The 17,611-nt window shown below is 73.1% G+C and carries 16 protein-coding genes, 1 tRNA gene and 1 other RNA gene; 10 read left to right on the top strand and 8 right to left on the bottom strand.

What is annotated here, in order from left to right:
- Positions 1–37 precede the first annotated feature (37 nt).
- Genes ABD230_RS16860 through ABD230_RS16850 form a run of 3 tightly spaced genes read left to right on the top strand, consistent with a single transcriptional unit; the run spans position 38 to position 3,028 of the window.
- Complete coding sequence (locus tag ABD230_RS16860; RefSeq protein WP_344377478.1) at positions 38–493, top strand: SRPBCC domain-containing protein; 456 nt, start codon at positions 38–40, stop codon at positions 491–493.
- 34 nt (positions 494–527) lie between these two features.
- The gene (locus ABD230_RS16855; protein ID WP_344377475.1) at positions 528–2,405 is read left to right on the top strand and encodes a helicase HerA-like domain-containing protein; all 1,878 of its coding nucleotides are present in this window, start codon (positions 528–530) and stop codon (positions 2,403–2,405) included.
- Positions 2,402–3,028 carry a GNAT family N-acetyltransferase gene (locus ABD230_RS16850; RefSeq protein WP_344377472.1) on the top strand — a complete coding sequence of 209 codons (627 nt, stop codon included), beginning with the start codon at positions 2,402–2,404 and terminating at the stop codon, positions 3,026–3,028. The genes ABD230_RS16855 and ABD230_RS16850 overlap by 4 nt, the downstream gene beginning before the upstream one ends.
- An 11-nt stretch (positions 3,029–3,039) precedes the next feature.
- Here the strand turns inward: ABD230_RS16850 and ABD230_RS16845 are convergent, their stop codons facing one another.
- From ABD230_RS16845 to ABD230_RS16815, 7 genes are all read right to left on the bottom strand, one after another.
- Positions 3,040–3,567, bottom strand: coding sequence for a hypothetical protein (locus tag ABD230_RS16845; RefSeq protein WP_344377467.1), 528 nt, complete (start codon positions 3,565–3,567; stop codon positions 3,040–3,042).
- A 159-nt stretch (positions 3,568–3,726) separates the two neighbouring features.
- Positions 3,727–4,302 (bottom strand): hypothetical protein, encoded by a 576-nt coding sequence (locus ABD230_RS16840; RefSeq protein WP_344377463.1) that lies wholly within the window; start codon positions 4,300–4,302, stop codon positions 3,727–3,729.
- Between the two features lie 150 nt (positions 4,303–4,452).
- Positions 4,453–4,540: transfer RNA gene (locus ABD230_RS16835), tRNA-Ser, on the bottom strand.
- An RNA gene (gene ffs, locus ABD230_RS16830) (signal recognition particle sRNA small type) lies at positions 4,538–4,634 on the bottom strand. The genes ABD230_RS16835 and ffs overlap by 3 nt, the downstream gene beginning before the upstream one ends.
- Before the next feature lie 6 nt (positions 4,635–4,640).
- Positions 4,641–5,600 (bottom strand): SDR family oxidoreductase, encoded by a 960-nt coding sequence (locus ABD230_RS16825; protein WP_344377460.1) that lies wholly within the window; start codon positions 5,598–5,600, stop codon positions 4,641–4,643.
- Positions 5,597–6,595 (bottom strand): bile acid:sodium symporter family protein, encoded by a 999-nt coding sequence (locus ABD230_RS16820; RefSeq protein WP_344377457.1) that lies wholly within the window; start codon positions 6,593–6,595, stop codon positions 5,597–5,599. Before ABD230_RS16820 ends, ABD230_RS16825 begins: the two co-directional genes overlap by 4 nt.
- The gene (locus tag ABD230_RS16815; protein WP_344377454.1) at positions 6,592–7,986 is read right to left on the bottom strand and encodes a flavin-containing monooxygenase; all 1,395 of its coding nucleotides are present in this window, start codon (positions 7,984–7,986) and stop codon (positions 6,592–6,594) included. The genes ABD230_RS16820 and ABD230_RS16815 overlap by 4 nt, the downstream gene beginning before the upstream one ends.
- Positions 7,987–8,130: 144 nt before the next feature.
- On the opposite strand from ABD230_RS16815, the gene pta reads away from it, so the two are divergent.
- From pta to ABD230_RS16795, 4 genes are all read left to right on the top strand, one after another.
- A complete protein-coding gene (gene pta, locus ABD230_RS16810; protein ID WP_344377452.1) occupies positions 8,131–10,290 on the top strand; it encodes a phosphate acetyltransferase in 2,160 nt (719 codons plus the stop codon).
- On the top strand, positions 10,287–11,480 hold the full coding sequence (locus ABD230_RS16805; protein WP_344377449.1) for an acetate/propionate family kinase: 1,194 nt from the start codon (positions 10,287–10,289) through the stop codon (positions 11,478–11,480). The genes pta and ABD230_RS16805 overlap by 4 nt, the downstream gene beginning before the upstream one ends.
- 96 nt (positions 11,481–11,576) lie before the next feature.
- Positions 11,577–12,170 (top strand): ArsR/SmtB family transcription factor, encoded by a 594-nt coding sequence (locus tag ABD230_RS16800; protein ID WP_344377446.1) that lies wholly within the window; start codon positions 11,577–11,579, stop codon positions 12,168–12,170.
- Positions 12,167–13,555, top strand: coding sequence for an MFS transporter (locus tag ABD230_RS16795; RefSeq protein WP_344377442.1), 1,389 nt, complete (start codon positions 12,167–12,169; stop codon positions 13,553–13,555). Before ABD230_RS16800 ends, ABD230_RS16795 begins: the two co-directional genes overlap by 4 nt.
- Positions 13,556–13,562: 7 nt before the next feature.
- Here ABD230_RS16795 and ABD230_RS16790 read toward each other — a convergent pair whose 3' ends face one another.
- Entirely contained in the window at positions 13,563–13,934 is a 372-nt protein-coding gene (locus ABD230_RS16790) for a TraR/DksA family transcriptional regulator (protein ID WP_344377438.1), read from the bottom strand.
- A 189-nt stretch (positions 13,935–14,123) separates the two neighbouring features.
- Between ABD230_RS16790 and ABD230_RS16785 the strand changes: the two genes are divergently transcribed.
- From ABD230_RS16785 to ABD230_RS16775, 3 genes are all read left to right on the top strand, one after another.
- Positions 14,124–16,469, top strand: a complete 2,346-nt coding sequence (locus ABD230_RS16785) for a DNA polymerase III subunit gamma and tau (RefSeq protein WP_344377435.1) — start codon at positions 14,124–14,126, stop codon at positions 16,467–16,469.
- A 3-nt stretch (positions 16,470–16,472) separates the two neighbouring features.
- A complete protein-coding gene (gene recR, locus ABD230_RS16780) occupies positions 16,473–17,069 on the top strand; it encodes a recombination mediator RecR (RefSeq protein ID WP_344377432.1) in 597 nt (198 codons plus the stop codon).
- 65 nt (positions 17,070–17,134) lie between these two features.
- Positions 17,135–17,488, top strand: a complete 354-nt coding sequence (locus ABD230_RS16775; protein ID WP_344377429.1) for a nuclear transport factor 2 family protein — start codon at positions 17,135–17,137, stop codon at positions 17,486–17,488.
- The last annotated feature ends 123 nt before the right edge of the window (positions 17,489–17,611 follow it).

The raw sequence follows: 17,611 nt of genomic DNA, 5'->3' as shown, positions 1-17,611 counted from the left end.
AAGACGGCGGCGGCGCGCCGTCCGTAGCGTCGGCGCCATGGACGACTTCAGCATGACCCTGTACCTCGCGGCAGACCCGGAACGGGTCTGGGCGGCGATCACCGGTGACGAGGGCAACCGTGCCGTGATGTGGGGCAGCGTGCTCCGCGGCACGCTCGCGCCCGGCGAGCGGATCGAGTACGTGGGCCCGGGGGAGGACGGGGACGAGACCGTGCACGTCTACGGCGAGGTGCTCGAGGCGGAGGCGCCGCGCCGGCTGCGCGTCACCGAGCATCCCGGGCCGACGTACCGCGACGACCACGCCGAGCTCACGAGCCGCATGACCTGGGACCTCGAGCCCGCCGGCGACGGCCTCACCCGGCTGACCTTCACGAACGACCGGTGGAGCGACGACAATCCCGCCCGCGGGCACTCGGTCGGCACCTGGCCGCACGTGCTGTCGAGCTGGAAGTCGTGGATCGAGACCGGTCGCGCCCTGCCGTTCCCCGCCTGACCGCGTGGTGGGTCCGTCGCCTAGGATCGGGCCCATGTCGGACGACGCGGTGAGGCGGGCACAGGAGGCGGCCGAGACCGCCGCGGCAGCGGCGGCGGCGCTGCAGGCCGAGGCGGCGGAGGCGGTCCGGCGGGCCGAGGCGGCGGCCGAACTCGCGCGGGTCGCCGCGGCGGCGGCGACGGATGCCGCGGCCGAGCCGCCCGCGACGCCGGGCGGTTCCGCGACACCCGCTGCCGCCGCGACATCCGTCGCACCCTCCGAGCCGGCGCCCGAGGCGCCGCTCGACGCCGACGAGGTCGCGCGCATCCGGGCCGGGTACGCCGTCGAGGGCGCCGCGCTCGAACTCGGCGCGCTCGTCAACGGAGACGTGCTGCCCGACGTCCCGGTGCGCATCCCGATCGCGATGACCAACCGTCACGGACTCGTCGCCGGCGCGACGGGCACGGGCAAGACGCGGACGCTGCAGCTGCTCGCCGAGCAGCTCGCGGCGGCCGGCGTCGCAGTGTTCGCCGCCGACGTCAAGGGCGACCTCTCCGGGCTCGCCACGCCGGGCGCGCCCAGCGAGAAGCTCCTCGCGCGCACGCGCGGCATCGGGCAGGACTGGACGCCGGCGTCGTTCCCGACCGAGTTCTTCTCGCTCGGCGGTGTGGGACGGGGCGTGCCGATCCGCGCCACGATCTCGGGCTTCGGGCCCCTGCTGCTGTCGAAGGTGCTCGGGCTCAACGAGACGCAGGAGTCCAGCCTCGGGCTCGTGTTCCACTACGCCAACGCGAACGGGCTCGCGCTGCTCGACCTCGCCGACCTGCGCGCCGTGCTCACCTACCTCGTGGGCGACGAGGGGAAGGCCGAGCTCGAGGGCCTCGGCGGGCTCTCGAAGGCGACGGTGGGCGTCATCCTCCGCGAGCTCATCGCCTTCGCCGACCAGGGCGCCGACGCCTTCTTCGGCGAACCGGAGATCGACACCGACGTGTTCCTCCGCACGGCCGAGGACGGCCGCGGCGTGATCAGCCTGCTCGAAGTGCCCGGCGTCGCCGACCGGCCCGCGCTCTACTCGACGTTCCTCATGTGGCTCCTCGCCGACCTGTACTCGGGGCTCCCGGAGGTCGGCGACCTCGATCGGCCCAAGCTCGTGTTCTTCTTCGACGAGGCCCACCTGCTGTTCCGCGATGCGTCGAAGGACTTCCTCGCGCAGGTCGTCCAGACCGTCCGGCTCATCCGCTCCAAGGGCATCGGCGTCTTCTTCGTCACGCAGACGCCGAAGGACGTGCCCGGCGACGTGCTCGCGCAACTCGGCTCGCGCGTGCAGCACCAGCTGCGCGCCTTCACGCCGGACGACGCGAAGGCGCTCCGAGCCAGCGTCTCCACCTACCCGAACTCCGGCTACGACCTCGAGGAGACCCTCACGGTGCTCGGCACCGGCGAGGCGATCGTCACCGTCATGAACGAGAAGGGCGCGCCGAGCCCCGTCGCATGGACGCGGCTGCGAGCGCCCCGGGCCTCGATGTCGCCGAGCCCGGATGCCGCGATCGACGCCGCTGTCGCGGCATCCCCGCTCCTCGCCGACTACGGCACCACGGTCGACCGGGAGTCGGCCCACGAGCTGCTGGCGACGCGCATGGCGGATGCCGCGGCGAAGGCCGAGGCGGCGGAGGCCGCCGAGGCGCGGGCGACGGCCGACGCGGAGTTCGAGAAGATGCAGGCGAAGATCCGCGCCGCGGAGGAGAAGGCCGACCGGAAGGCGCGTGCCGAGTACGACCGGATCATGAAGCGGACGTCGTCGCGGTCCCGCTCGGGGTCGCGTTCGAGGTCGTCGGAGCGGTCGCCGCTGGAGCAGGTGCTCGGATCGACGGCGACGCAGCGGGCGATCACCGAGGTGCTGACCGGCCTCTTCGGCATGGCGAAGCGCAAGTGAGCGGCGCCGAGCCGGTGATCCGGCCCTACCGCCCGTCGGACCGCGACGCCGTCGCCGAGGTGTGCCTGCGCACGGCGGCGTCGGGCGCCGACGCGAGCGGGGTGTACCGCGACGACGCGCTCATGCCCGAGGTCTACGCGCTGCCGTACGTCGACTACGCGCCCGACCTGGCGTTCGTGGTCGAGCTCGACGGCCGCGTCGCCGGGTACGTGCTCGGCATCGCCGACACCGCGGACTTCATCGACTGGTACGCCCGTGAGTGGGCGCCGGGCTTCCGCCGCCGCCACCCCGTCGCCGGCCCGCCGACCGAGCACCGGCCGGCGTACACCGAGGCGCAGCTCATCGCCGACGGCGGCGACCCTGAGCGCATGCGCATCCCGGAACTCGACGCCTACCCGGCGCACCTGCACATCGACCTCCTGCCCGAGCTGCAGGGGCGCGGGCTCGGGCGCCGCCTCATCGACACGCTCCGGGCAGCGCTCGCCGCCCGCGGGGTGCCCGCCGTGCACCTCGGGCTCGACGCGGCGAACGTCGGGGCGCGGGAGTTCTACGCCCGGCTCGGCTTCCACGAGCTCGGGTCGAGCCGGCCGGAGGCTCCGAGGCTCGGCATCGCCACGTCCTGACGTCGGGAGCGTCAGCCGCCGATGCGCCGGCCCTCGAACCAGTACAGCAGGTCCGGGTCGGATTCTCGGAGCTCGGACATCGTGACGGGCTCGGTGCGGACGGTCTCGGTCATGTCGAGCGCCTCGGCCACGAGGTCGAGCGAGGCGTCGTCCCAGAACGTGCCCCGCATGCGGAACCGGCATCGGCCGGCCGCGTCGACGGCGAAGAGCTGCTTGACGGTCTCCAGGCTGTCGCCGCGGTAGGTCTCGAGCCGGACGATCTCGGCGAGCTCGCGACGTGCGGTGCTCTGCAGCCGGCCGAGAAATCCGCGCTCGACGATGCCGTGGCGGCTCACCGTGACCTCCGTGCGCTGGTAGCCGAACCACGCGGCGACGCCCAGTGCGGCCAGGAGGAGGGTGATGAGCGCGGTCGCGATGACGGCGGGCGCGCCGAGCGGCGTCATGATCCACGCGAGGGTCGCCAGCACCGGCAGCAGCAGGGCCAGCACCGGGAGCCCGATCGATCGGGTCAGGGTGCGGCGGGGTCTCAGGGTGAGCACCCTGAGACCCCTGCCCCCTGCCTGGCCGGTGCGGGAGTCCCCTGCGTCCCCGATTCCCGTTCTCACCGTTGCCACTGACATCGGAACCATGATGTTCCGACACCGCGGCGGGCGCCATTCGGCATTAAGGAGGACTTGCGGTCGTCGCCGAGGTCGTGCTCAGCCGAGGACCGGGAGCACGGCAGCGCAGAAGTCGTCGGTCCGGCCCGTGGACTCCTTGACGAGGCCGAGGAACTCGAGGAACTCGTCATCCGACGGATCCTCCGGCGTGCCGTTGTGGTCGATGAGCACCTCGTAGCGCACCTGTCCGGGGTTGCGGGCGATCGCCGTCCCCGATTCGTCGAAGATGGTGGTGTTGCCCGTCGCGAGGACGAGGATCGTGAGGGTGCCGTCGCCGTTGTCCGTGATCGCGAGGTCCTTGTCGACCAGCCGGGTCGTCTCGCGCACCACGTCGCCATCCAGGTTCTCGTAGGTCCAGTGCGCCCAGACGTTGGCATGCCAGTACGGTGCGGTGCCGGGCTTCCGAGCATTGAACCGGTACTCGACCTCCTCGACGCCGTTCACTTCGACGGTGACCCCCGCATCGCAGAAGTTCGTGTCGGTGAACGTGGTCTCCACCACGTCGGAGCCGCGGTCGATCGGCTTCGCCGTCGCCGGGACCGACATGACCACGGAGGCCGCGAACCCGATGGCGAGGCCCGTGCCGAGGACACGGCCGACCCTCGACCGCGACATCGTATTCATGATTCCCCCCTCGCTCGCGACGCGTTGCGCCGCGACTCGTGTTCGGGATGGCGGAATCATCCCGCCATCCGCGCGTCACGGCGACGCTCGTTCGGGGGCGGAAACGATCGAACCCCCGGTCGCGTGGACCGGGGGTTCTCGTGGCGGAGGATGGGGGATTCGAACCCCCGAGGGCTTTCACCCAACACGCTTTCCAAGCGTGCGCCATAGGCCACTAGGCGAATCCTCCTGGGACTCCTCACGCACCCGCCAGAGCCCGGTTACCCTTGCTGCGTTTCCGCCCTGGGGGAGTTGGCCTGGATGGCGCCACGTGAGGAGCCTGAGACAGTCTACCCGAGCGAACGAGTGCGTCGAACCGCGAGGTACTCCTCGAACGCCTCACGGCTCGTGCGGCCCGGCGTGTAGCCGAGGTCGCGCTTGAGCCGGGTGTTGTCGAGCACCGGCCGGAACCGCAGGAAGCCGACCCGCTCCGGCCCGTGCACCGTCAGCCGCAGGGCGTGCGCGACGCGCAGCACTCCGGCGAGCACGGCGGGCGGCACGGTGACGGTCGGCTTGCCGAGCGCGTCCGCGATCTCGGTCACCGTGACACGGCCGTCGCCCGCGACGTTGAAGGCGCCGGTGACCTCGCCCGTCGCGCCCGCGACGATGGCGCCGACGACGTCGTCGACCCAGGCGAACACGAACGGGCTGTCCGACCCGGCGATGCGGAGGATGCGGCGGCCGTCCCACAGCGCGGTGATCTGGTTCGCGACGCTCGGCCCGAGGATCGTGCCGATGCGCAGCACCACCTGTCCCAGCTCCGGATGCGTGCGGCGGTACTCCGCGAGCATCTCCTCGACGAGGCGCTTGTGCCGCGAGTAGCTGAACTCGTCGTTGCCCCGGATGGGGTCGTCCTCGGTCAGCCACTCGGGGTTGTCGGCGTGGTACCCGTAGGCGGCGCCCGACGACGAGACGACGATCCGGGTGACGCCCCCGGCGACGGCGGCGTCGAGCACGTTGCGCGTGCCCTCGACGTCGACCCGGTACTCGACCTCCTCGCTCAGCCCGCCGGGGTTCACGATCGCGGCCAGGTGCACGATCGTGTCGATCGAGTGCCGGGCGACGACGGCCGCGACCGCCGCGGCATCCGTCACGTCGCACGGCTCGACGAGCACCCCGTCGGGGACGGATGCCGCGGGCGGCCGCACGTCGCCGGAGACGACGAGCCCGACGGTCGGGTGCGCGGCGAGCGCGCGGACGGCGTTCGAGCCGAGGAACCCGCTGCCGCCCGTGACGAGGACGCGCCTCACGAGGTCGCTCCGGAGCCCGGCGCGCCCGGGCCGGACGATTCGGGAGCGTCCGCCGTGTCGGACGGGTCCGCGGCGCCCGCGGCGTTCGCCTTCGCCTCGCTCGCACGGGTGCGGCGGGCCCAGAGCGTCGCGAGCGTGAGCCCGGCGATGATGTCCCAGATGCCCCACCAGCCGGCGACGATCGCCATGCCGCCGATCCCGCCGAAGAAGGCGAAGACGAGGCCGAGGCCGAGGCCCGCGTTGCGGATGCCGACCTCGAACGTGATCGCCTTCCGGTCGCGCACGCCGAGGCCGCCGAGGCGCGCGCTCGCATAGCCGAGGCCCAACGCGATCGCATCGTGCAGGAACACGGCGAGGAGCACCACGCCGATGTACGCCATGAAGATCGCCCAGTTGCCGACGAGCGCGGCGACGATGAAGCCGACGAGGCCCGCGAGGCTGACCCAGCGCATGGTGGGCTGCACGCGTGCCGCGAAGCGCGGCCACATCGCCCGGATTCCGAGGCCGGCCAGGAACGGCAGTCCGATGATGAGGAAGATGTCGAGCAGCATCTGCCAGCCGTCGAGGCTGACGGCCCGCACGAGCTCGGACGCCTTCGGGTGCAGGCCGCCCCAGAACGCGATGCTGATCGGCAGCACGAAGATGTAGAGCACGTTCGCGACCGCGGTCATCGACACCGAGAGCGCCACGTTGCCGCGGGAACGATAGGTGAGCACCTGCGACACGTTGCCCGGCGGGCACGCGGCCACGAGCAGCATGCCGAGCGCGATCGAGGCCTGTACGTCGAGCAGGAGCGTGAGCCCGAACGTGACCGCCGGAAGCAGCACGATCTGCGCGATGAGGGCGATGACCATCGCCTTCGGCGCCCGCGCGACCGCGCGGAAGTCCGACGGCGCCGTGTCGAGCGCGATGCCGAACATGATGAGGCCCAGCACGATATTCAGCGCCAGCAGCGAGGCGGGCGAGAAGTTCAGGACGACGTCGTCGATGTTCATGTGCGGCTCCCGGTCCGGGCGCCGGCGGGGGCCGCTCCGTCGACGGGGGCGTCGACCGGGACGGATGCCGCAGCGGCGGCGCCCCCCGGTGCGGGCAGGCTGCGCAGCATCCGCTTCATGGTCCGCCGGTAGGCGTCCTTGTTCACGTAGTACGACATCCGGTCGAGGCCGAGGTAGTGGTACCCGCCCGTGAGGTCGGGCCAGGGGCGAGCCGCGGCGTCGCGGAAGCGGGACGCGGCATCCGGCTCGTCCCGTTGGGCCGCGAGGTAGGCGGCGATGAGTTCCGCCTGTTCGTACCGCCCCTGCCAGCCGATGCCGGAGGCTTCGATCATGCCGAGCACGAAGAGGCCGTTGAAGCTCGGCGGGAAGATGTTGAGGTAGAGCTCGGGCGCGGCGCTCGTCCAGTTGAGGTGCTCGCGCGCCACGAACGGGTAGTCGAGCCGGTAGCCGGTCGCGAGGACCACGAGGTCGTAGTCGGCCTCGCTCCCGTCGGCGAAGTGCACGGTGCGCCCGTCGAACCGGTCGATGTCGCGCACGACGCGCAGGTCGCCCTGACCGAGGTGGTTCAGGATGAGGGTGTTCACGATCGGGTGCGACTCGTAGATGCGGTAGTCGGGCTCGGGGAAGCCGAACCGCACGGGGTCGCCCGTGAACGCGCGCAGCACGCGCGTGTCGACGAACTGCTTGATCCGCGCCGGCAGCGGCCGGCCCTGGTTCAGCGTGTCGCTCGGGCGGCCGAAGAGGTAGCGGGGCACGAAGTAGTAGCCGCGGCGCACGGACAGGTCGACGGATGCCGCGTGGTGCACGGCGTCGACGGCGATGTCGCAGCCGGAGTTGCCGGCGCCGATGATGAGCACCCGCTTGCCGTCGAAGACCTTCGGGGACTTGTAGGCGCTCGTGTGCATGACCTCGCCGGTGAACTCGCCGGGGAAGGTCGGCACGTTGGGCTCGGCGAGCGTGCCGTTGGCGAGGACGACGGCCGGGTGCTCGGTCGTGGACGCCGCGCCGTCGGGGCCGATCGCGGTGACGAGCCAACCGCTCGCGCCGGTCGCGTCGCCGTCGACGGGCTCGACGGCGGTGACGCGCGTGTCGAACCGGATGTGCTCGCGCAGGCCGTACGCGTCGGCGTAGGAGCGGAAGTACCGGTGGAGCTCGCGATGGCCGGGGTAGTCGGCCGTCGAGTCCATCGGGAACTCGGCGAACTCGGTCGTCGTGCGCGACGAGATGAGGTGCGCCGACTCGTACATGGTCGAGCGCGGGTTGTCGATGTTCCAGAGGCCGCCGACGTCGGGGCCGGCCTCGAAGACGGTGAAGGGGATGCCGGCGCGGCTGAGCGCGCGGGCGCCGGCGAGGCCGGACGGGCCCGCTCCGATGAGGGCGATGGGGTTCACGCGAGGGTTCCTGTGCGTCGTGGCCGCTCCGTCGGGTTCCGGCGCGGCGCTGGGCTCGAACAGCATAAGCGAACAGCACTCGGGTTCCACAGCGGGCCCGGCGAGGCCGGGCGGGCCCGGGAGCCGCCTCGATAGGCTGGCGGGGTGGCGCACAGCATCTACATCTGCTCCGCCGAGGGGAACACGGGCAAGTCGACGGTCGCTCTCGGGACGCTGGACACGCTGAGCCGACGGGCGACCCGGGTGGGCGTCTTCCGTCCCATCGCGAGGTCGACGCAGGAACGCGACTACGTGCTCGACCTGCTGCTCGCGCACGACGGGGTCATCGACCTCGGCTACGACGAGGCGATCGGCGTCACCTACGAAGACGTGCACTCCGACCCGGACGGCGCGCTCGCGACGATCGTCCGCCGGTTCAAGGCGATCGAATCGCGCTGCGACGTGGTCGTCGTGATCGGCTCCGACTACACCGACGTCGGCAGCCCGACCGAGCTGGCCTACAACGCGCGGATCGCGGCGAACCTCGGCGCACCCGTGCTGCTCGTGATCGGCGGCCGGGTCACGCAGGGGCGCAGCGCGAGCGAACGACTCGGGTACACCGACGCCCGAACCCCCGACGAGCTCGCGCAGGTCACGGAACTCGCGATCGAGGAGCTCGAGCGCGAGCACGCGTCGCTGCTCGGCGTCGTGGCCAACCGTGCGGACCCCGACCGGCTCGACGACATCACGGCGGCGCTGCGCGCCGCGGCGGGCGGGTCGGCCGTGCAGCGCGCCGCCTCCGCGACGGCGGACGACCGCGAGCCGGTCGCCGTCTGGGCGATCCCGGAGGACGCGTACCTCGTCGCGCCGTCGATGCGCACGGTCATGCACGCGGTCGGCGGCTCGCTGTACGCCGGCGACGCCGAGCTGCTCGAGCGCGAGGCGCTCGGCGTGGTGGTCGCCGCCATGTCGATGGAGAACGTCCTCGCGCGCCTGGCCGACGGCGCGGTCGTCGTCGTGCCGGGCGACCGGAGCGAGGTGCTGCTCGGCGTGCTCACGGCCCATGCATCGGCGACCTTCCCGTCCATCTCCGGGATCGTGCTGAACGGGGGGTTCCCCGTCTCCGAGACGGTGGAACGGCTCATCGAGGGCCTGAAGTCGGGGCTGCCGATCGTCCAGACGGAGCTGGCGAGCTACGACACCGCGCTTGCGATCACCCAGACGCGCGGCAAGCTCGCGGCCGAGTCGCAGCGCAAGCGCGACACCGCGCTGTCGCTCTTCGAGAAGCACGTCGACGGATCCGAGCTGCTCGACCGGCTCGACGTCGCCCGGACCGACGTCGTCACGCCCCTGATGTTCGAGTACGGGCTCCTCGCGCGCGCCCGCGAGGCCCGCAAGCACATCGTGCTCCCGGAGGGGTACGACGACCGCATCCTTCGCGCGGCCGCGACGCTGCTCGCGCGCGACGTCGCCGACCTCACGATCCTCGGCGAGGAGATCGAGGTCCGTTCCCGTGCCATCGGCCTGGGCCTCGACCTCTCCCGTGCGACGGTGCTGTCCAACCACGACCACGTGCTCGTCTATCGCTTCGCGGACGAGTACCAGCGCCGCCGCGCGCACAAGGGGGTCACCCTCGAGCGGGCACGCGAGACCGTCCAGGACGTCTCGTACTTCGGCACGATGATGGTCGAGCTCGGCCTCGCCGACGGCATGGTCTCCGGCGCGATGCACACGACGGCGCACACGATCCGGCCCGCGTTCGAGATCATCAAGACCAAGCCCGGGGTCGACGTGGTGTCGAGCGTCTTCCTGATGGCGCTCGCCGACCGCGTGCTCGTCTACGGCGACTGCGCGATCGTGCCCGACCCGACGGCCGAGCAGCTCGCCGACATCGCGATCTCGTCGGCGCTGACCGCCGAGCAGTTCGGCATCGAGCCGCGCGTGGCGATGCTGTCGTACTCGACCGGCGAGTCCGGGTCGGGTGCCGACGTCGAGAAGGTGCGGCGTGCGACCGAGCTCGTGCGCGAGCGGGCGCCCGAGCTGCCCGTCGAGGGGCCGATCCAGTACGACGCGGCCGCCGACGCCGCGGTCGCCCGCACGAAGCTGCCGGGCTCGTCGGTGGCCGGCCGGGCGACGGTGTTCATCTTCCCCGACCTCAACACGGGCAACAACACGTACAAGGCGGTGCAGCGCTCGGCCGGCGCGGTGGCGATCGGGCCGGTGCTGCAGGGCCTGAACAAGCCCGTGAACGACCTCTCGCGCGGCGCGCTCGTGCAGGACATCGTGAACACGGTCGCGATCACGGCGATCCAGGCGGCGTCGTGAGCGTCGTCCTGGTCGTCAACTCGGGCTCGTCGTCGCTGAAGTACCAGCTCGTCGACGTGGGGGCGGGCACGCCGCTCGCGTCCGGGCTCGTCGAGCGCATCGGCGCCGGGCCGGGGCCTGCCGCGCACACGGATGCCGCGGGCCGGACCTCGCGCGACGAGGTCTCGGTGGCCGACCACCACGCCGCCTTCGCATGGATGCTGCAGGCGTTCGCCGAGCACGGCCCGTCGCTCGAGTCGCACGCGCCCGTCGCCGTCGGGCACCGCGTCGTCCAGGGCGGGGCGAGGTTCTTCGAGCCGACCGTCATCACCGAGCTCGTGAAGATCAACATCGACGAGCTCTCGGTGCTCGCGCCGCTGCACAACCCGGCGAACCTCGCCGGCATCGTGGCGGCCGAGCGCGCGTTCCCGTCGGTGCCGCACGTCGCGGTCTTCGACACGGCGTTCCACCAGACGATGCCGCCGGCCGCGTACCTGTATGCGCTCGACCGCGACGTGGCCGAGCGGCACCGCATCCGGCGCTACGGGTTCCACGGCACGTCGCACCGGTACGTCTCGCGTGCCGCGGCGTCCTTCCTCGACCGTCCGGTCGAGGAGCTGAAGCTCATCGTGCTCCACCTCGGCAACGGCGCATCGGCCTGCGCGGTCGACGGCGGCCGTTCGGTCGAGACGAGCATGGGGATGACACCGCTCGAGGGTCTCGCGATGGGCACCCGATCGGGCGACCTCGACCCCGCGATCGTGCTGCACCTCCAGCGCCGCGCGGGCCTCGGGGTCGACGAGGTCGACGACCTGCTGAACAAGCGCAGCGGCATGCTCGGGCTCGGCGGCCACGGCGACATGCGCGACCTGACCGAGGCGGCGGAGGCGGGCGACGAGGCCGCGCGCACGGCCCTCGACGTCTACGCGCACCGCATCCGCTCGTACGTGGGCGCCTACGCGGCGCAGCTCGGACGGGTCGACGCGATCGTGTTCACCGCGGGCGTGGGGGAGAACGCGCCGGGCGTGCGCGCGATGGCGCTGGCCGGCCTGGGGGGCTTCGGCGTCGCGGTCGATCCCGACCGGAACGCGATCCGATCGCGAGCGGCCCGTCGCATCTCGACGGACGATTCGCGCACGGCGGTGCTCGTGGTGCCGACGAACGAGGAGCTCGAGATCGCCCGGCAGACCCTCGAGGTCGTCGGGGCCTGACGTCCGGCGCCGGTCATCCGCCCCGCTCGCCGTCCAGGGCGGCGGAGATCGACAAGAACCATTGCACAAGAACTCTTGTGGATATAGCCTCAGGGCATGAGCGATCCCGGACGACCTCCCGCCGACTCGACGGTCCACCTCCACGACCTCGGTCCCATGCGCGCGCTCGCGCACCCGATGCGCCTGCGCATCCTCGGCATGCTGCGCATGGACGGCCCGGCCACCGTCGGCATGCTCGCCGAGCGCACGGGGGAGGCGCCCGGCGCGGTCAGCTACCACGTCGCCACCCTCGCCAAGCACGGTCTCATCGAGTCCGCGCCGGAGCTCGCGCGCGACCGGCGCGAGCGCTGGTGGCGTGCGGCGCACGAGATGACGTCGTTCGAGAGCGCCGAGTTCCTCGACGACCCGGCGCGGCACGCGGCATCCGAGGCCATGCGGCGAACGGTCCTCGACAGCTACCACGCCGAGCTGCTCGCCGCGCTCGCGGCGGAGTCGACGCTCGAGCGGGAGTGGGTCGAGGCATCCGACTCCTCGGACGGCGCGGCGCAGCTCACGCTCGAGGAGTTCCGCGAGCTCTCGGCCGACCTCGAGGCCGTGCGCGAGAAGTGGTGGGCGCGGGGCCGCGAGCCGCGCGAGGGCACCCGCTCGGTCCGCTGGATCACCCACGTCTTCCCGCGGGGCGAGCGGTGACCGGGGCGACGCCGGACGTCGAGGCGGCGCCCGGGACCCGCCGCCGGCTGCCGCTCGTCGCGCTCTTCGTCGCGCAGCTCTTCTCGCTCGGCGGCAACGCGATCGCTCTCGTTGCCGTGCCGCTCATCGTGCTGCAGCAGACGGGCTCGCCGTTCGCCGCCGGCGTCGCGGGCATCTTCGCGACCGTGCCGCTCGTCATCGGCGGCGCCCTGGGCGGCGTGCTCGTCGACCGGTTCGGCTACCGCGCGTCGAGCATCGCCGCGGACGTCGCCAGCGGCGCGACCGTGCTCGCGATCCCGCTGCTCGACGCGGCGGGGCTGCTCTCGTTCGGCGTGCTGCTCGCCCTCGTCTTCCTCGGGGGCCTCCTCGACCCGCCCGGCGACACCGCGAAGACCGTGCTCATGCCCGAGCTCGCCGCCCTCGCCCGCACCCCGCTCGCCCGCGCGGCCGGCGCGCAGTCCGCCGTGCAGCGGACGGCGACCATGGTCGGGGCCGGCACGGCGGGCGCGCTCGTCGCCCTGGCCGGCCCGATGACGGCGCTGCTCGCGGATGCCGCGGGCTTCGCGGTCTCGGCCCTGCTCATCGCCCTCCTCGTGCCCACCCGTGCCCGGCTCGCGGGGATGGTCTCCGCCGACGTGCTCGACGCCGCCGCCGAGGACGCGGGTCCCTCGACGGCCGCCGAGACCGCGGCCGGATTCGTGGCCGGCATCCGCTTCATCGTGCGCACGCCGCTCGCGCTCGCCGTCGTGCTGCTCGTGACGCTCACGAACGCGATCGACGTGGCCGGCATCATGGTGCTGAAGCCGGTGTACGCATCGCAGGTCCTCGGCGATCCGGCGTCGCTCGGCTTCATGGTCGGCACCTTCGCCGCCGGGGCGCTGACCGGCTCGGCCATCTTCGGCCTCGTCGGCCACCGGGGATCCGGGCGCCTGATGTTCGCCGCCTGCTTCCTGCTCGCCGGCGTGCCGCCCTACGCGGCGATCGCGTTCGGCGCTCCGGCCGGGGTGCTCTTCGCCGTCCTCGCCGGCTCCGGCCTCGCGGCCGGCGCGCTGAACCCGATGATCTCGACGGCGCTCTTCGGCGTCGTCCCCGACGGCATGCGGGCGAGGGTCTTCGGGGCGATGACGTCGGGCGTGGCCGCATCGATGCCGCTCGGCGCGTTCGCCGCGGGCGCCGCCGTCGACGCGTTCGGCCTGGTCCCCGTCGCGGCCGGCGCCGCCGTGCTCTACGCGGTGCTCGGCGCGAGCCCGCTGGTGCTGCGGGCGTTCGACGGGCTGTCGGGCGCGCGGAGCGCCGCTCCCGCCGGGGCCGACCCCGACGCGATCGACGCCCGGTCGCCCGGTGACCCGGCGACCGCAGTCCCGGCGGCCGACCCCCGGCCGTGACCCGGGGTCAGCGCACGAGGCGCGCGCAGTCGATGCAGAGGGTCGCGGTCGGCCGCGCCTCGAGCCGGCCGACCGTGATCTTGGCGCCGCAGCGCTCGCACACGCCGTAGCTGCCGTCCTCGATGCGCGCGAGCGCGCGGTCGACGTCGTCGAGCTCGTGCTCGACGTCGTGGAGCACGGCGGTGCGCTGCGACCACTCCTGGCTCATGGTCGGGCCGTCGGGGTCGTGCTCGTCGTCGACGGAGACGTCCGATCGCGCCTCCCGGACGGCCGTGATGCCCTCGCTCTGCTCCGCGAGGCGTTCCTCAGCCTCACGTCGTTCCTCGAGCAGGAGCTCCTTGAACCGTTCGAGCTGCTCGGCTGTGCGGACCCCCGTCACGTGACCACCTCCGTCGTCGGGCACCGGAGCGGATGGGATGCCGCGGACCGCACCGGTGCGGTCTCCCGATCCTATGCCCGCCCGCCGACGACGCGGCCGGGTCCAACGGCCCGGCGCGCCGCGCAGGACCAGTCGGGGCGGCAGGACGCGCCCGGCCGAGGTGTCGGATGCCGCGACTACCATTGACGCGTGGTCACCGCCCTCTATCGCCGCTACCGGCCCGAGACCTTCGCCGAGATGATCGGCCAGTCGCAGGTCACCGAGCCGCTCATGACCGCCCTGCGCACCGATCGGGTGAACCACGCCTACCTCTTCAGCGGTCCTCGCGGGTGCGGCAAGACGACCTCCGCGCGCATCCTGGCGCGCTGCCTGAACTGCGCCGAGGGTCCGACCGACACGCCCTGCGGCGTGTGCGCGAGCTGCGTCGAGCTCTCGCGCGCGGGCGGCGGCTCGCTCGACGTCGTCGAGATCGACGCCGCGAGCCACAACGGCGTCGACGACGCGCGCGACCTCCGCGAGCGCGCGGTCTTCGCGCCGGCGCGCGATCGCTACAAGATCTTCATCCTCGACGAGGCGCACATGGTGACGCCGCAGGGCTTCAACGCGCTGCTCAAGCTCGTCGAGGAGCCGCCCGAGCACGTGAAGTTCATCTTCGCCACGACCGAGCCCGACAAGGTGCTCGGCACCATCCGCTCGCGCACGCACCACTACCCGTTCCGGCTCGTCCCGCCCGCGCCGATGCTCGACTACGTCCAGAAGCTGTGCGACGAAGAGGGGGTGTCGGTCGAGCCCGGCGTGCTCTCGCTCGTCGTCCGTGCGGGCGGCGGGTCGCCGCGCGACACGCTCTCCCTGCTCGACCAGCTCATCGCGGGGTCCGAGGGGTCGACGGTCGGGTACGAGCGGGCGGTCGCGCTGCTGGGCTACACGCACGGCGCCCTGCTCGACGAGGTCGTCGAGGCGATCGGCGCCGCCGACGCCGCTCGCGCGTTCTCTGCGGTCGACCGCGTGATGCAGACCGGGCAGGACCCGCGGCGCTTCGTCGAGGACCTGCTCGAGCGGCTGCGCGACCTCATCGTCGTGGCCGCGACGAGCGCGGAGGCGGCGGCCGCGGTGCTGCGGGGCGTGCCGGCCGACGAGCTCGCGCGCATGGCGACCCAGGCGTCCGCCTTCGGCGCGGCCGAGCTCTCGCGCGTGGCCGACCTCGTGAACCAGACGCTCACCGAGATGACCGGCGCGACGTCGCCGCGCCTGCACCTCGAGCTCATGCTCGCGCGCGTGCTCGTGCCCTCGAGCGACGAGACCGAGCGCGGAGCGATGGCCCGCGTCGAGCGCCTCGAGCGTCGCGTGGGCGTGACGGATGCCGCGGCCGACGGGGCGGCCGCCCCGTCGGCGGGAGCGGCATCGGCCCCTGGGCGCTCGGCCGCGACGACCCGCCCGGCACCGGCCCCGGCTGCGCGACCGGCGCCGGCGACCGGATCGGCGGCCGCGGCGTCCCCGCCCGCGCCGAGCGCGGCAGGGGTGCCCGAGACCGAGGTCGTGTCTCCCGATGTCGAGCCCGCGACGAAGCCGGCTGCCGCCTCGCCTCGTCCGGCGGCCGACGCGGCGCCGGAGTCGCCGCGGGCGCGCCCGGTCGGTCCGGTCACGGTCGAGCAGGTGCGCGACGCGTGGCCCGAGGTCCTCTCGTCGCTGCAGCGGACGAAGCGCAGCGCGTGGATGGTGGCGTTCACCGCCCAGGTGCTCGAGTACCGCGACGACGACGTGCTGGTGCTCGGCTTCCCGAGCGAGGCCGACATGGGCAACTTCCGCTCCGGCGTGCCGGGGCAGAGCGTGAGCGACCTCCTGCGCACGGCGATCACCGACGTGCTCGGCGTCCGCGTGAAGTTCCTGGGCCGCGTGGCCGGGGGCGGTCCGTCCGGCGGCGGTGACGGCAGCGCGCCCCCACCGGCCTCCGGCGGTGGCGGCCCTGCCCGGGTGACGGCCGACGCGTCCGGCGGGCGAGGTCCCGCGTCGTCCGGTGCCGGTGCCGGTGCCGACGCGGGCACGGGCACGGGCGGCGTCCGCGCCGCCGTGCGGGCGTCCGAGGCCGCCCGCCCCGGCACGGCATCCGCGCCGACCGGGCCGGTCGACTCGTGGGCGACGGTGGCGATCCCGTCCGCCGACCCGACGGCGACCGACCCGACGGCGACCGACGCGACGGCGACCGAGGCGCCGACGGCCGAGCGGAGGAGCGCCACGCGCACGGCCGTGGCCGAGCGGCCCGCGGCATCCGTGCGCAGCCTGCCCGACGACGTGCCGCCGCCAGACGACGCCGATGCCCCGCCGCCCGACGACGAGCCGGACTTCGCGCCGGGACCCGATCCGGTGACGGAGGCGGCCCCGGCCGCCGCCCCGCGCGAGCCGCGCCCCGCGCGAGCAGGCGGCGCCGCTCCGGGCATCCAGCGCTACGGCGAGGCCGTCGTCCGCGACCTGCTGGGGGCGACGTTCCTCGAAGAGGTCGAGGCGCCGCCGCCCGCACGATTCGGGGATCGGGGGTAACGCGTGTACGAGGGCATCGTCCAGGAACTCATCGACGAACTCGGCCGGCTCCCCGGCATCGGGCCGAAGTCGGCGCAGCGCATCGCGTTCCACATCGTGCAGACCGAGCAGTTCGACGTCTCGCGCCTCGCCGAGATCCTCATAGAGGTCCGCGACAAGGTGAAGTTCTGCGAGATCTGCGGCAACGTGGCCGAGCAGTCCACGTGCTCGATCTGCCGGGACCCGCGCCGCGACGCGAGCCTCATCTGCGTCGTGGAGGAGGCGAAGGACGTGGTGGCGATCGAGCGCACCCGCGAGTTCCGCGGGCTGTACCACGTGCTCGGCGGGGCCATCAGCCCGATCGACGGCATCGGGCCCGACGAGCTCCGGATCCGCCAGCTCATGCAGCGTCTCGCCGACGGCAGCGTGACCGAGGTCATCATCGCGACCGACCCGAACCTCGAGGGCGAGGCGACCGCCACGTACCTGAGCCGGCTGCTCACGTCGCTCGAGATCCGCGTCACCCGGCTCGCGTCCGGCCTCCCCGTCGGGGGGGACCTCGAGTACGCCGACGAGGTCACGCTCGGTCGCGCCTTCGAGGGGCGTCGCGTCGTCGGCTGACCCTCCGCGCACGTCGGACGGGCAACCCGTTGACCGTGTCGGCGGCGGCCGATAGAACGGTGGCCATGAGTGCAGGAACCGATTGGGTCGCCGGCTACGTGCGGGCATGGGAGAGCAACGACGCCGACGACATCTCGGCGCTGTTCACCGAGGACGCCGTCTACGAGTTCAGCCCCGACGACCCCGACGCCCTCCGCGGTCGCGAGGCGATCATCGCCGGGTGGCTCGACTCGCGCGACGAGCCGGGGGACTGGGCGTTCGACTGGGAGGTGCTCGACGAGCACGACGACCTCGTGATCGTGCAGGGCCGCACCGACTACCCGGCCTCCAAGCTGTACGACAACCTCTGGGTGATCCGCCTCGCACCCGACGGCCGGGCGTCGCGCTTCACCGAGTGGTACATGGAGCGCGACCGCTAGTCCGGCCCCCGCTCGGCCGCCGCGCGGCTGCTCGTCACATGGCGGGGCGCGTATGCGCGCCGCCGTATGATGGACCTTCCGGCGCCGGGTGCCCGTTTCCCCGGCCCAGACACCCCCGGGAGC

The organism is Agromyces tropicus (genome assembly GCF_039531345.1).
Taxonomy (GTDB): domain Bacteria; phylum Actinomycetota; class Actinomycetes; order Actinomycetales; family Microbacteriaceae; genus Agromyces; species Agromyces tropicus.
This window is presented reverse-complemented; position numbering and strand designations above follow the sequence as displayed.

Bases quoted from the DNA above. Each gene is read 5' to 3' on its own strand.
- ABD230_RS16800 (WP_344377446.1), top strand. From the start codon at position 11,577: ATGAGCGATCCCGGACGACCTCCCGCCGACTCGACGGTCCACCTCCAC.
- ABD230_RS16855 (WP_344377475.1), top strand. From the start codon at position 528: ATGTCGGACGACGCGGTGAGGCGGGCACAGGAGGCGGCCGAGACCGCC.
- ABD230_RS16860 (WP_344377478.1), top strand. From the start codon at position 38: ATGGACGACTTCAGCATGACCCTGTACCTCGCGGCAGACCCGGAACGG.
- ABD230_RS16820 (WP_344377457.1), bottom strand. From the start codon at position 6,595: ATGAACATCGACGACGTCGTCCTGAACTTCTCGCCCGCCTCGCTGCTG.
- ABD230_RS16775 (WP_344377429.1), top strand. From the start codon at position 17,135: ATGAGTGCAGGAACCGATTGGGTCGCCGGCTACGTGCGGGCATGGGAG.
- ABD230_RS16840 (WP_344377463.1), bottom strand. From the start codon at position 4,302: ATGTCGCGGTCGAGGGTCGGCCGTGTCCTCGGCACGGGCCTCGCCATC.